This is a genomic window from Streptomyces sp. NPDC093085 (genome assembly GCF_040683935.1).
Lineage (GTDB): Bacteria > Actinomycetota > Actinomycetes > Streptomycetales > Streptomycetaceae > Streptomyces.
Map to the genome: position 1 here is coordinate 446,607 of NZ_JBFBFB010000002.1, position 13,270 is coordinate 459,876.

General features: G+C 72.7%; 11 protein-coding genes. 8 read left to right on the forward strand and 3 right to left on the reverse strand.

Annotated features, from left to right (window positions below; all coding sequences use genetic code 11):
* Window positions 1-64: 64 nt before the first annotated feature.
* From AB0O07_RS08725 to AB0O07_RS08760, 8 genes are all read left to right on the forward strand, one after another.
* Window positions 65-559 carry a BlaI/MecI/CopY family transcriptional regulator gene (locus AB0O07_RS08725; RefSeq protein WP_365630282.1) on the forward strand — a complete coding sequence of 165 codons (495 nt, stop codon included), beginning with the start codon at window positions 65-67 and terminating at the stop codon, window positions 557-559.
* A 3-nt stretch (window positions 560-562) separates the two neighbouring features.
* The gene (locus tag AB0O07_RS08730) at window positions 563-1,525 is read left to right on the forward strand and encodes a M56 family metallopeptidase (protein ID WP_365629146.1); all 963 of its coding nucleotides are present in this window, start codon (window positions 563-565) and stop codon (window positions 1,523-1,525) included.
* Window positions 1,526-1,822: 297 nt separating this feature from the next.
* Window positions 1,823-3,160 carry an LCP family protein gene (locus AB0O07_RS08735; protein ID WP_365629149.1) on the forward strand — a complete coding sequence of 446 codons (1,338 nt, stop codon included), beginning with the start codon at window positions 1,823-1,825 and terminating at the stop codon, window positions 3,158-3,160.
* 201 nt (window positions 3,161-3,361) lie between these two features.
* Window positions 3,362-4,696, forward strand: a complete 1,335-nt coding sequence (locus AB0O07_RS08740) for a hemolysin family protein (protein WP_365629152.1) — start codon at window positions 3,362-3,364, stop codon at window positions 4,694-4,696.
* Window positions 4,693-5,724, forward strand: a complete 1,032-nt coding sequence (locus AB0O07_RS08745) for a hemolysin family protein (protein WP_365629155.1) — start codon at window positions 4,693-4,695, stop codon at window positions 5,722-5,724. The genes AB0O07_RS08740 and AB0O07_RS08745 overlap by 4 nt, the downstream gene beginning before the upstream one ends.
* A 164-nt stretch (window positions 5,725-5,888) precedes the next feature.
* Window positions 5,889-6,803, forward strand: a complete 915-nt coding sequence (locus tag AB0O07_RS08750; RefSeq protein WP_365629158.1) for an ion transporter — start codon at window positions 5,889-5,891, stop codon at window positions 6,801-6,803.
* 89 nt (window positions 6,804-6,892) lie between these two features.
* The gene (locus AB0O07_RS08755; protein WP_365629161.1) at window positions 6,893-7,393 is read left to right on the forward strand and encodes a PH domain-containing protein; all 501 of its coding nucleotides are present in this window, start codon (window positions 6,893-6,895) and stop codon (window positions 7,391-7,393) included.
* Window positions 7,394-7,421: 28 nt separating this feature from the next.
* A complete protein-coding gene (locus tag AB0O07_RS08760) occupies window positions 7,422-8,633 on the forward strand; it encodes an MFS transporter (protein WP_365629164.1) in 1,212 nt (403 codons plus the stop codon).
* A gap of 10 nt (window positions 8,634-8,643) precedes the next feature.
* Here AB0O07_RS08760 and AB0O07_RS08765 read toward each other — a convergent pair whose 3' ends face one another.
* From AB0O07_RS08765 to AB0O07_RS08775, 3 genes are all read right to left on the reverse strand, one after another.
* Window positions 8,644-9,705 carry a glutathione S-transferase C-terminal domain-containing protein gene (locus AB0O07_RS08765; RefSeq protein ID WP_365629167.1) on the reverse strand — a complete coding sequence of 354 codons (1,062 nt, stop codon included), beginning with the start codon at window positions 9,703-9,705 and terminating at the stop codon, window positions 8,644-8,646.
* A 100-nt stretch (window positions 9,706-9,805) separates the two neighbouring features.
* On the reverse strand, window positions 9,806-11,320 hold the full coding sequence (locus AB0O07_RS08770; RefSeq protein ID WP_365629170.1) for an MFS transporter: 1,515 nt from the start codon (window positions 11,318-11,320) through the stop codon (window positions 9,806-9,808).
* Between the two features lie 115 nt (window positions 11,321-11,435).
* Window positions 11,436-13,067, reverse strand: coding sequence for a M4 family metallopeptidase (locus tag AB0O07_RS08775; RefSeq protein WP_365629173.1), 1,632 nt, complete (start codon window positions 13,065-13,067; stop codon window positions 11,436-11,438).
* Between the last annotated feature and the right edge of the window lie 203 nt (window positions 13,068-13,270).

The window sequence follows — 13,270 nt, forward strand, 5'->3', positions numbered from 1 at the left end:
CACGTCCGTGGTCGGGAACGCCGGGAACGCCGGTAACACGAGAGACGCCGGAGACATCAGAGCCATCGGGGAGCCCGGGAGGACCGTTCCCGGCCGGGGCGGCGCCCGTACCCGCAGGCGCGGCCAGGGGCAACTGGAGGCGCAGGTGCTCGCCGTGCTGGGGTCGGCCTCGGGTCCGGTGGCGGCGACCTGGGTCCAGGAGCGGCTCGACGGGGAGCTGGCGTACACCACGGTGATCACGATCCTCACCCGGCTGCTGGGCAAGCAGGCCGTGACCCGTACCCGCTCGGGGCGTTCCTTCCTCTGGACCCCGGTGGCCGACGAGGCGGGGCTGACCGCGCTGCGGATGCGCCGGCTGCTCGACGAGCGCGACGACCGTGACGCGGTGCTCTCCAGCTTCGTCTCGGCCCTCTCGCCGCACGACGAGCGGGTGCTCCGTACGCTGCTGAGCGCCGCCGGCGACGCGGCGGCGCCCGGGGTGTCCGGCATGTCCGGGGCGCCCGGGGTCTCCCCCGTGGCCCGTTCGGTCGGCACGGCCCCGGACGAGGCGGAGAATTGACCGATGGGTGTCTTCGTCTTCCTCCCCCTGGTACTGCCGCTCACCGCGCTGCCGATCGCGCGCCTGGCGGAGCAGCATCTGCATCCGCGCGGCGCGGCCCGGCTGCTCACCTCGGTCGCCGTGGTGCTGGCGGCGTGCAGCACGTTCTGTCTCGGGCTGCTCGTGGTGGTCGGGACGGCCCAACTGCCGGGCAATCCGCTGCCGGACAGCTGGTCGGACCCGGAGGTGCGCGAGGCGGTGCCGTACGACGAGGTGGCCGGCAAGACCTCGATCGTGGCGCTGCTGCTGGTCGTGGTGGCGTCGGCCCAGACGGTCCGGCGCCATCTGCGCTTCCGCTCCCGTGCCCACCGGGCGCTGGCGGGGCTGCCGGAGGCGCCCGGGTACGGGCCGGCGTACGCGGCGGTGCCCGGACTCGCGGTGCTGGACGACGGGTTGCCGTACGCGTACGCGCTGCCCGGCTCGCCCGGCCGGATCGTGGTCTCCACGGGGATGCTGACCTGTCTGGACCCCGGGGAGCGGGCCGCGTTACTCGCCCATGAGCACGCGCATCTCGCCGGGCGCCACCACCGGCTGCTGCTGGCGGTGCGGCTCGCGGGGTGCGCCAATCCGTTCCTCCGCCCGCTGGCCGCGGCGGTGACGTACTCGACCGAGCGCTGGGCGGACGAGGAGGCGGCGCTGGCGACCGGGGACCGGCGGACGACGGCGCGGGCGGTGGGCAAGGCGGCGCTCTTCGCGCGCCAGGTCTCGCCCCCGGGGTTCGCGGCGTTCGCCTCGGCGGGCCCGGTGCCGCGCCGGGTGGCGGCGCTGCTCGGCCCCGTACCGCCCCGGCGGAGCTGGCCGCCGGCGCTGACCCGGGCGGGGATGGCCGCGTATGTCGCCGCCGCGGGGACGGCCGCGTCCACGGTCTCCGCGCTGAACGCGGCGTCCGCGCTCTTCCTGGTTCTCGAAGCGGCCACGCCGTTGTAGCGCGACCCGCCGGTACGGCCCCCGAAAACGGCCGTACGGCTGTGGAGAAGCTGTGAATCCGCCTTCACCGAGGGCGGGAAACCGCTGGTCAGTGGCGGGATCCGGGCAGCGGCCTCTACACCTCTGTAGAAGCAGTAGAGTGCACGCATCGCCCGGCGTGGCGATCCGGCCCGTCCGACGGGTGACCTGGGCCGGGTACGGGGCACGGAGGACCAGAGCGTGGGCAGTCAATCCAGGGGGCGGCGCGGCCGCCCATCGGGCAGCGGCCGGCGCGCGGCCCGGGGTTCGGGCCGCGGGGTGAGCCGGTCCCGGCTGACCCGGCGCGGGCGAATAGCGGTCTGGGGCGGTGGGGCACTGGCCGTGGCGCTGCTCGGGGTGGCCGGGGCAGGGGCCTGGGTGTACCAGAGCCTCGACGGCAATATCCACTCCGCGGACCTGGACGGGAAGATCGGCGGGGACCGTCCGGTCAACTCCAGTCCGGGTTCGAAGAACATCCTGGTGGTGGGGTCGGACTCGCGCGACGGCGACAACGCCAAGTACGGCAAGGGCCTGACCACCATGCAGTCGGACACGCTGATGGTGATGCACCTGGCCGCCAACCGGGAGTGGGCCACCGTGGTCTCGATCCCCCGTGACTCCTGGGTCAACATCCCGGAGTGCGAGCAGGCGAGCGGCACCCCCTCGAAGCCGCACCACTTCAAGATCAACGAGGCGTTCGCGATCGGCGGCTCCACCGGCGAGGTCGCGGACGCCGCCGCCTGCACCATCCGGACCGTGGAGCAGAACACCGGGCTGCGCATCGACAACTTCATGTCGGTCGACTTCCAGGGCTTCAAGGGGATGGTCAACGCGCTGGACGGGATCGAGGTCTGCCCGGAGACGGCGATCCACGACAAGAAGGCCCACCTCGACATGGAGGCGGGGTGCCAGACGGTCAAGGACGAGAAGGCCCTGGGGTACGTACGGACCCGCTACAGCGTCGGGGACGGCTCGGACATCGGGCGCATCGGGCGGCAGCAGGAGTTCATGGAGGCCGTGGCCGCCAAGGCCAAGGAGAAGCTGACCAGCCCCAACGCGATGTACGGCTTCCTGGACTCCGCGACCAAGTCGCTGACCACGGACAAGGAGCTGGCCGGGATCAAGGAGCTGACCGCGCTCGCCAACGAGATCAAGGAGATCCCGGGCGACCGGCTGACCTTCCTCACGGTGCCGAACTATCCGCGCGAGGCGGATGTCCCGACCGACAAGGCCAATGTCGTCTGGCAGTACCCGTACGCCGGGAACCTCTTCACCGCCATGGCGGGCGACAAGGAGACCGACAAGAAGAAGCTGGAGGCCGAGACCAAGGACCCGCTCTACGCGAGCGCCGTACGGGTCCAGGTGCTCAACGGCACGGGGGTGGGCGGCCGGGCCGCCGAGGTGGCCGAGACGGTGCGCACGGCCGGCTTCACCGTTCTGCCGGTGGGGAACGCGGAGGCCGCGAAGAAGACCACCGTCAGCTACCCGCCGGACCAGAAGGCGGGGGCCGAGGTGCTCGCCTCCCGGCTGCCGGGCAGCGTCCTGAAGGAGGACGCGACGGCCACGGCGGGTGCGGTCACGCTGACCGTCGGCAAGGAATTCCAGGGATTGAGATGATCACCACATTGCACTGCTTTGCGATTACTTTACTCTTGGACGACGGGGACACTTTCCGTCCCCGCCACCGGCCGGCCGCCAACGGCCGGACCGCCGAGTCATGACTGAACGATGAAGGAGCCACGTTCCCGCAATGGGTGAGCCTCCCAGTACGAGCCGTGCCATGCCCGTCCCGCCGAGCCCGGGGACGGAGGTGGCACGGTGACCGAAGTACTTCTGCTGCTGCTCGCCCTCGCGCTCACCCTCGCCTGTGCGGTGTTCGTGGCGGCCGAGTTCTCCCTGACCACGATCGAGCGCGGCGAGCTGGAACGGGCCGCCGAGGCCGGTGAGCGGGGCGCCGCCGGGGCGCTGGCCGCCGCCAAGCGGCTCACCTTCCAGCTCTCCGGCGCCCAGCTCGGCATCACCGTCACCTCCCTGGTGATCGGCATGCTCGCCGAGCCGTCGCTCGCCGTGCTGCTGAGCGGCCCGCTGGAGGCCACCGGGCTGCCGTCCGGCGCCGTCTCCACCGCCGCCACCCTGCTCGGTGTGGCGCTCTCCACCGTCGTGCTGATGGTGATCGGCGAGCTGGTCCCGAAGAACTGGGCGATCTCCAGCCCGCTGGCGGTCGCCAAGGTCGTGGCCGGGCCGCAGCGCGGCTTCACCGCCGCCTTCGCCCCGCTGATCCGCCATCTCAACAACACCGCCAACCGGCTGGTCCGGCGGTTCGGCCTGGAGCCCGCCGAGGAGCTGGCGTCCGCCCGTACCCCCGAGGAGCTGGTCGCGCTCGCCCGCCACTCGGCACGGGAGGGCGCCATAGAGCCGGACTCCGCCGAACTCTTCGTGCGCACCCTGCACCTCGCCGAGCTGACCGCGGAGAACGTGATGACCCCGCGGGTCGACGTGCGGGCCCTGGAGGCGCACGCCACCGCCGCCGACGCCGCGGTGCTCACCCTCGCCACCGGCCTCTCCCGCTTCCCCGTCTACCGGGACACCCTCGACGAGGTCATCGGCACCGTCCATATCCGCGATGTGCTCGCCGTGGCCGAGGAGCGGCGCGCCACCACCCCCGTCACCGAGCTGGCGACCAGCCCGCTGCTGGTGCCCGACTCCCTCCCGGTCGACCGGCTGCTGCGGCGGCTCCGCGCCGCGCGGACGATGGCCGTCGTGATCGACGAGTACGGCGGCACCGCCGGCGTCGCCACGGTGGAGGACATCGTGGAGGAGGTCGTCGGAGAGGTGCGCGACGAGCACGACCCGCACGAGACCCCCGACCTGGTCCCTGGCCGGCCGGACGGAGCGGGGCGCCCGGTCTGGGAGGCCGACGGCTCCGTACGCCTCGACCAGCTCGACGCCATCGGCTTCGAGGCGCCGGAAGGGCCGTACGAGACGCTGGCCGGGCTGGTCGCGACGCGGCTGGAGCGGCTGCCCGTACCCGCCGACACCCTGGAGATCGACGGCTGGCGGTTCACCGTGCTGCGCGTCGAGCACCACCGCGCCGACCGGCTGGCGCTCACCGCGCCCGCCCCGGCCGCCCAGCTCACGGAGGAGACCCGATGACCGGCCTCCAGCTCGCCGTCGGCGTGCTCACCCTCTTCACCAACGCGTTCTTCGTCGGCGCCGAGTTCGCCCTGATCTCGGTGCGGCGCAGCCAGATCGAGCCGCTGGCCGCCAAGGGCGGCCGGCGGGCGAAGAGCACCCTGTGGGGCCTGGAGCACCTCTCCGCCGCCATGGCCACCGCCCAGCTCGGGATCACCATCTCCTCGCTGGTGCTGGGCGCCGTCGCGGAACCGGCCATCGCGCATCTGCTGGAGCCGCCGTTCGAGGCGATCGGGGTGCCCGAGACGCTGATCCACCCGATCGCGTTCGTCATCGCGCTGACCCTGGCGACCTATCTGCACATGCTGGTCGGTGAGATGGTGCCGAAGAACATCGCGCTGGCCGCGCCCGCGCCCACCGCGCTGGCGCTCGGCCCCGCCCTGGTCTGGCTGACCCGGGCGCTCCGTCCGGTGATCTTCTCGATCAACGCGTTCGCCAACTCCCTGCTCCGGCTGCTGAAGGTCGAGCCGAAGGACGAGGTCGCCGCCGTCTTCACCGACGACGAACTCGCCCGGCTGGTCACGGACTCCAGCGAGGCGGGGCTGCTCGACCCGGCGGACGGTGAGCGGCTGCGCGACGCGCTGGAGCTGGGCACCCGGCCGGCCGGCGAGGTGATGGTGCCGCTGGGCCGGATGGTCACCGTCGGCCATCTCACCACCCCCCGGGAGCTGGAGCGCGCCGCCGTGGAGTCCGGCTTCTCACGGCTGCCGGTGACCGGGCCCGACGGGACGATCCTCGGCTATCTCCACATCAAGGACGCCCTGGGCGCCACCGAGCGCACCGAGCCCTTCCCGCGCTCCGCGCTGCACACGGTGATCAGGGTGGAGATCGACACCCCGCTCGACGACACGATGACGGCCATGCGCGCCGCCGGTACGCATCTCGCCGCCGTCGCCGGGGACAAGGGGACCGTCATCGGCTTCGTCACCATGGAAGATGTCCTGGAGGAGCTGGTCGGACCCGCCACCGGCCCGCCCGTGACCGCGTAACCACACCCCGCCAGCCCGTCTCCCGCCCCCGTCCTCCACCCCCTACCCCCCACCGTACGGCCGGACAGCATGCCAGCGGCCGGTGCCCCGCCCCGGGCACCGGCCGCTCCCGGCTTTCACGCCGGTGTTTACATCCGGCTTTCACGAAAAGAGTCGCTTTTCCGATGTTCCCGACGCCCCCGATGCCCCACGGGACCGGTCGATTAGGGCCTCGGGCCCTCGCCGTGCACAGCCGCCGCGTCGTCAACTCCCCCGCCTTCACCGGCACGGTGTTCTTCCTGATCGTCGGCAACGCGTGTCTGCTCGGCGTGGAGACGTACACCGGTCTCATGCGGGAGTGGCGTACCGAGGTGAAGCTCGCCGAGCACCTCTTCCTCGCCGCGTTCACTGCGGAGATCCTGCTGCGCGCCGCCGCCTACGCGGACCGTCCCCGGGAGTTCGTCCGCGACCCGTGGAACGTCTTCGACCTGGCGGTCGTCGCGCTGGCGCTCACCCCGTTCGCCCAGGAGAACACCACACTGCTGCGGCTGCTGCGGCTCGCCCGGGTGCTCCGCGCGGCCCGCTTCCTGCCGCAGCTCCGTATCGTGATCGTCGCGGTCGGCAAGAGCCTGCCGGGCACCGTCAGTTTCGTGCTGATCGGCGCGTTGCTGCTGTACGTGTACGCCATGCTCGGCTGGGTCTTCTTCGCCCGTGCCGACCCCGAGCACTACGGCTCGCTCGGCCGCGCGGCGCTCACGCTCTTCCTGCTGATCACGCTGGACGGTCTGGGCGACGCGGTGCGGGGCGGTCTGGAGGTCTCCCGCTGGGCCATCGTCTACTTCGCGTCGTTCGTGCTGCTGGGGTCGTTCCTGCTGGTCAATCTTCTGATCGGGGTGGTCATCAACTCCCTGGACGAGGCCCGGGAGCTGGAGACGCGGGGACCGGTGCACGAGCGGGCGGTGGCGCCGGGCGGCCCGGAGGAGGCGCGGGCGGTGCTGCTCGCGCGGATCACGGCGGCGCGGCAGGCGCTGGACGAGGTGGAGTCCTCGCTGCGGACGGCCCCGGTGCCCGGGCGGGACGGTGAACCCACCAGACGGTGAACGGACGAGCCCGTCGTCGGACAAGACCGTGAACGGACCGATACCCCATCTGAATGGTGTGGTCATCCGACTGTGCCAGGATTTCACGCATGGTGAATGTACGACGGCATCTGGCCGAGGACGAGGAACTGGTGCACGCCACGCGCCAGCACTGGACCGAACTGGTGGGCGAGTTCGTCGTCCTCGTGGTGGTGTGGGCGGTGGCGGGCGCGCTGTTGTGGGTGCTGCCGAACGGGGAGGGCTGGGCGGACATCGCCTCGCTGGTGGTGCTGGCGGCGGCGGTCGTCGGCTCGGTGTGGTTCTGGCTGGTGCCGCTGCTCAAGTGGCGTACCACCGTGTACATCGTCACCACCAAGCGGATCTCGGTGCGCAGCGGGTTCCTGACGAAGACCGGGCACAGCATCCCGCTGGTGCGGGTGAACGATGTGGCGTTCCGGGCCACGTTGTGGGAGCGGGTGCTGCGGGAGGGCACGCTGACCATCCAGTCGGCCTCGGAGCACGGGATGCTCACGCTGCGCCATGTGCCCGACCCCGAGGGGCTCCAGGGCCTGATCTACGAGACCGTGGAGGCGGAGCAGCGCGGCCAGTAGTGAGCCGGGCCCGGCGGGCGGAGGTCGTATGGCGGGCGAGGGACACCGGCGGCCGGGATATCCGGTGGCGGCGGGGGTGTTCGCCGTCGGGATGGCGGGCACCACGCTGCCCACCCCGCTCTACGGCCTCTACCGGGAGCGCCTGGGTTTCTCCGAGCTGATGGTGACGGTGGTCTTCGCCGTCTACGCGCTCGGGGTGATCGCCGTGCTGCTGCTGGCCGGGAACCTCTCCGACCAGGTGGGGCGGCGTCCCGTGGTGCTCGCCGCGCTGGGTTTCTCGGCGGCCGGCGCGCTCTGTTTCCTCTTCGAGGGCGGGCTGCCTGCGCTCTTCGCCGGGCGGCTGCTCTCCGGCTTCGCCGCGGGGCTGCTGAGCGGGGCGGCCACCGCGTATGTGCTGGAGCTGGCGGAGCCGGGACAGGAGGGGCGGGCCGGGCTCGCCGCGACGGCGGCGAACATGGGCGGGCTCGGCTGCGGTCCGCTGCTCGCCGGGGTGCTGGCGCAGTACGCGCCCTGGCCGCTGGCGCTGCCGTTCCTGGCGCATCTGGCGCTGGTGGCGGTGGCCGCCGTGCTGACCTGGCGGCTGCCGGAGACGGTGGACCGGCCCGAGCGGGTCCGGGTGCGGCTGCGGGGGCTCGCGCTGCCGCCCGGGATCCGGGGGGTGTTCGTGCCCGCGGCGCTCGCCGCCTTCGCCGGGTTCGCGCTGCTGGGGCTCTTCACCGCGGTCGCGCCGAGCTTTCTCTCGGAGACCCTGGCGGAGCGGAATCTGGCGGTGACGGGCGCGGTCGTCTTCTCGGTCTTCCTGGCGTCGACGGTGGGTCAGACGCTGACGGGGCGGCTGGGGGTGCGGGCGGCGCTGCCGGGCGGCTGCCTGGTGCTGGTGGCGGGGCTGGCGCTGGTGGCCGCTTCACTGGCGGTGCGGTCGCTGCCCCTGTTGGTGGCGGGCGCGCTCTGCGGCGGTCTGGGGCAGGGGCTGGGGTTCCGGGCGGCGCTGGCGGCGGTGGGCGGGGCGGCGCCGCCGGAACACCGGGGCGCCACGCTCTCCGCCTTCTTCGTCGTCGCGTATCTGGGCATCGCGCTGCCGGTGGTCGGGGTGGGCGCGCTGACGCTGGTGCTGGGGCTCCGGGGCGCGGGGCTGATGTTCGCGGCGTGTGTGGTGGTGCTGTCGGGGTGCGTCGGGGCGTACGTACTGCGTCATCCGCCCGGCGCGGAGGGGTCCGGCGGGGAGGGGCGACGGGGCTGAGGGCGTACGGTCAGGGGCGGCCCGCCGGCGGGATCTCCTCGTCCGGGGGGACCGGGCCCGGCGGGGTGCCGTCGCCGAAGGGCCGGCCGCCCAGTTCCTCGCGGTGGTGCGGGGTCGTCCAGCCGGAGGGGTCGGGGCCGAGCGGGACGATCCCGGTCGGGTTGATCCCGGAGTGCACCAGGTAGTAGTGGCGTTTGATGTGGTCGAAGTCGACGGTGTCGCCGAAGCCGGGCGTCTGGTAGAGGTCCCTGGCGTAGGCCCAGAGCACCGGGGACTCGGTCAGTTTCGAGCGGTTGCACTTGAAGTGCCCGTGGTAGACGGCGTCGAAGCGGACGAGCGTGGTGAAGAGCCGGATGTCGGCCTCGGTGAGGGTCTCCCCCACCAGGTAGCGGCGGGCCGTGAGCCGCTCGGAGAGCAGGTCGAGCCGGTGGAAGAGGGTGCGGTACGCCTCGTCGTACTCGCTCTGCGAGGCGGCGAACCCGGCCCGGTAGACCCCGTTGTTGACGTCCCGGTAGACGCCCTCCATGACCTCGTCGATCTCCGCGCGCAGCGGTTCGGGGTAGAGGTCGGGGGCGCCGGGGCGGTGCAGCGCCGTCCACTCGGTGGCGAGGTCGAGGGTGATGCGCTGGAAGTCGTTGGTGACGAGCCGGCCGCTGGGGATGTCCACGACGGCGGGGACGCTGACGCCGCCCGGATAGCCGTGCTCGCGGGCGTCGTACGCCTCGGCGAGGTAGCGGATGCCGAGGACGGGGTCCCGGCCGCCGGGGTCGAGGGTGAAGCGCCAGCTCCGGTCGTCCTGGATCGGGTCGGCGACGGCGAGGGAGAGGGCGTCCTCCAGGCCGAGGAGGCGGCGCGCGACGAGGGCGCGGCTCGCCCAGGGGCAGGCGCGGCTGACGACGAGTCGGTAGCGGCCCGGTTCGACGGGCCAGCCGTCGGCGCCGTCCGCGGTGATCCGGTCGGCGAAGTGGCTCCGGGAGCGCTGGAAGGGCTTCTTGCCGTACGCGGCGTTCCCCTCGGGGCGTGCGGGGCCTTCCGGTCCCTCGGATCCCTGGGGCTCGGTGGGCGGCGTCATCGCTGGTTCCTCTCTCCGGTCGGCGGCGGGGGTACGGGGGCGAGGGCGCCCACGGGTCCGGGCATACCGGCGTGCGGGCGGTACGGCCGTAGGGGCCCGGCTACGGCGGGGCGGGGGGCACGGGGGCGCGCCGGCGCTCGTCGTGGCGGGCCACCGCGATGTCGGCGAGCGCGACCACCAGCGCGGCGAGGGTGAACCCGGCGGCGACCACCAGTCCGTGGTCGAAGGCCCTGGCCCAGCCGTCCTCCGTCACCTGGGCGAAGAAGACGTCGCCGACGACGGCGATGCCGAGCGCGGACCCCACCCGCTGGGCGGTCTGGAGGGTGCCGCCCGCGCTGCCCGCCATGGGCACCGGGACACAGGCGAGGGTGAGGGTCTGGTTGGGCGAGATGACCAGGCCGCTGCCGATCCCGGCGAGCAGCAGCGGCGCCGCCATCGCCCAGCCGGCGTTCCGCCCCGGCACCAGGTGGACGGCGACGGCGGTGAGGACGAGTCCGGCGGTCACCAGGGTCAGCCCGACGGCCACGAGGGGCCGGCCGAAGCGCCCCACCAGCCGTCCGCCGAGGGCGGCCGCCGCCCCCGAGCCGAGGGCGAAGGAGGTGATGGCGAGGCCCGCCTGGAGGGCGGTGTAGTGGAGTCCGCTCTGGAGGTAGAGCGTGCTGATGAAGAAGACGGTGGTGAACCCGGCGAAGTAGAGCAGGATCAGCGCGCAGCCGAGCCGGAAGGAGCGGATCCGGAAGAGCGAGAGGTCCAGGACCGGTTGGGTGCCGCGGCGCGGGCAGCGCGCCTCCCACCGTACGAAACCGGCGAGGAGCGCCGCGGCGGCCACCATCAGCAGCCACTTCGTGCCGCCGTGCCACTGCTCCGACTGGACGAGGGGCAGCAGCAGGGCGAGGATCCCGGAGCCGAGCAGCAGGACGCCGACGGGGTCGAGGTCGCGGAGGGTCACCGGACCGGCCGACGGGGTGTCGGGGAGCAGCCGGTGGGCGAGGACCAGGCAGACGGCGCCGATCGGGAGGTTGACGTAGAAGACCCACCGCCAGCCCTCCTCGGCTCCGGCCGCCTGGATGATCAGGCCGCCCAGCAGGGGCCCGACGGCGGTGGAGATACCCACGACGGTGCCGAACATGCCGAAGGCCCGGCCGCGTTCCCGGCCGGAGAAGAGCTGCTGGATGAGGGCGGAGATCTGGGGCGAGAGCACCCCGCCGCCGATCCCCTGCACCAGCCGTCCGAGGACCAGCCAGAGGCTGGACTGGGCGGCTCCGCAGAGCGCGGAGGCGAGGATGAAGAGGGCGAGCCCCCAGAGGAACACCAGGCGTCTGCCCCGGGCGTCGCCGAGCCGGCCGCCGGGGATCAGCAGCAGGCCGAAGGAGAGGGCGTAACCGGAGACCACCCACTGGAGGTCGGAGACCGGGGTGCGCAGCCCCTCGCGGATGGAGGGCAGCGCGACGTTGACGATGGAGACGTCCAGCAGCACGATGAACCCGGCCACCAGGCAGACCGCCAGCGCCTGCCACCGCCGGGGGTCCGGCGCGGCGGGACCGGGCGGCGCGGCGGGCGCGGCGGGGTGCCCCGCACCCTGTTCCCCCGGTCCGGGTCCCTTTTGTCCGGCCATGGTCCGCACCCTACGGCGAAGGGGCACGGTCCGCGCGCGCGAAGTGCGCGGACCGTGCCCCGGGTGGTGGACGCGACCGTACGGGTGTACGCCCGTACGGGCTAAGGCCGGGCCGTCAGTTGACGTTGATGGCGGACCAGGTGGCGGCGACCGCCTGGTACTCGGTGCTGCTCGTGCCGTACAGGTCGCCTGCGGCGCTGAGGGTGGCGGTGCGCGCCCGCGCGTAGTTGGTGGTGGACGTCATGTAGGTGGTGAGGGCCTTGTACCAGATCTTGATGGCCTTGTCGCGGCCGATGCCGGCGAGGGTGGCGCCGTTGTAGGTGGGGCTGTTGTAGCTCACCCCGTTGATGGTCTTCGCGCCGCTGCCCTCGGCGAGCAGGTAGAAGAAGTGGTTGGCGGGGCCCGACGAGTAGTGGACGTCGACGCTGCCGAGCGAGGAGGACCAGTAGTCCTTGGAGGCGCCGTCCTTGCTCGGCTTGTCCATGTAGCGGAGCGGGGTGCCGTTGCCGTTGATGTTGATCTGCTCGCCGACCAGGTAGTTGCCGGGGACGCTCGGGTTGGCGGCGTAGAACTCGACGGCGGCGGCGAAGATGTCGGAGGTGGCCTCGTTGAGGCCGCCGGACTCACCGCTGTAGTTGAGGTTGGCCGTGGCCGAGGTGACGCCGTGGGTCATCTCGTGGGCGGCGACGTCGAGGGAGGTGAGCGGGTTGCTGTTGCCGGAGCCGTCACCGTACGTCATGCAGAAGCAGGAGTCGCTCCAGAACGCGTTGACGTAGCTGTTGCCGTAGTGGGCGCGGGAGTACGAGGCGACGCCGTTGTTCTTGATGCCGTTGCGGCCCAGGACGTTCTTGTAGAAGTCCCAGGTGGTGGCGGCGCCGTAGTGGACGTCGACCCCGGCGGTGAGCCGGCCGCCCGCCCAGGTGTCGCTGGAGTTGGTGAAGAGGGTGCCGGTGCCGGAGGTGCCCTGGTTCAGGTCGTACGTCTTGTGGCCGCCGCGCCCGGCGTCGGTGAGGTTGTAGCTGCTGCCGCTCTGGGTGGTGCCGAGGGTGACGGTGCCGTTGTACTTGCCGGTGCCGGTGCCGGTCTCGATGGCCTCGTCGCGGAAGAGCTCGGCGCCGGTGGCCGCGTCGGTGACGACGTGCAGCTCGCTCGGGGTGCCGTCGGGCTGGAAGCCGTGGACGACGGTCTCCCAGGCGAGCACGGGGGTGCCGGAGGCCGCCCAGATCACCTTGCGGGGCGCGCTCTCGGCCGCCGCCTCGGTGGTCTTCTCGGCGGAGGCGGCCTTCAGGGCCTTGGTCCTGGCGGCGGATGCGGCCACGGCGGCGTCGGTGGTGGCCACGGCTATCCGGGCCGAGGTGGCCTTGGTGACCTGCTGCTTCCCGGAGGGGGCCGCGTGGACGACGAGGTCGCCGCCGAGCACGGGCAGCCCCTCGTAGGTCCGCTCGTACCGGGTGTGGACGGTGCCGTCGGCGTCCTTGACGACGTCCTTGACGATCAGCTTCTCGGCGGCACCGAGCCCCAGGGACCTGGCCTGGCCGGCGGTCTCCGCCTGCGCGGTCTTGATGGCCTCGACGCGCTGGGCGGGCGTCAGCTCCAGGGCGAGGGCGCCGCGCTCCCGGGTGGGGTCGGTCTTGGCGGCGGCGGTGCCGGACTGGAAGGCGACGGCGACCATGGCGGCGGAGGCGACGAGCGCGGTGACGCGCAGGGCCTTGCGGGAGGTGCGGGGGGTGGACGCTACGAGTCTCACTCAGTCTCCAAGGGTGGCGGACCGCCGCGTGGGCGGCCCTCTGGGGGGAAGCGGCGGCCCGGGTGCGGCCGACGCCCGAAGAAGGTGCTGAGAGGCGTACGGGTGTCACGGAACGACCCACCGCCGGGTCTACGCGCGGTGAGCCGTCCAGAGAGTGACATCGACAGGACTCGTTCCGACAGATCAGAAACCAGGATTTGACC

What these genes read in the sequence shown, in the direction of transcription:
- AB0O07_RS08765 (WP_365629167.1), bottom strand. Translation starts at nt 9,705, where the DNA reads ATGACGCCGCCCACCGAGCCCCAGGGATCCGAGGGACCGGAAGGCCCC.
- AB0O07_RS08755 (WP_365629161.1), top strand. Translation starts at nt 6,893, where the DNA reads ATGGTGAATGTACGACGGCATCTGGCCGAGGACGAGGAACTGGTGCAC.
- AB0O07_RS08730 (WP_365629146.1), top strand. Translation starts at nt 563, where the DNA reads ATGGGTGTCTTCGTCTTCCTCCCCCTGGTACTGCCGCTCACCGCGCTG.
- AB0O07_RS08745 (WP_365629155.1), top strand. Translation starts at nt 4,693, where the DNA reads ATGACCGGCCTCCAGCTCGCCGTCGGCGTGCTCACCCTCTTCACCAAC.
- AB0O07_RS08760 (WP_365629164.1), top strand. Translation starts at nt 7,422, where the DNA reads ATGGCGGGCGAGGGACACCGGCGGCCGGGATATCCGGTGGCGGCGGGG.
- AB0O07_RS08750 (WP_365629158.1), top strand. Translation starts at nt 5,889, where the DNA reads ATGTTCCCGACGCCCCCGATGCCCCACGGGACCGGTCGATTAGGGCCT.
- AB0O07_RS08770 (WP_365629170.1), bottom strand. Translation starts at nt 11,320, where the DNA reads ATGGCCGGACAAAAGGGACCCGGACCGGGGGAACAGGGTGCGGGGCAC.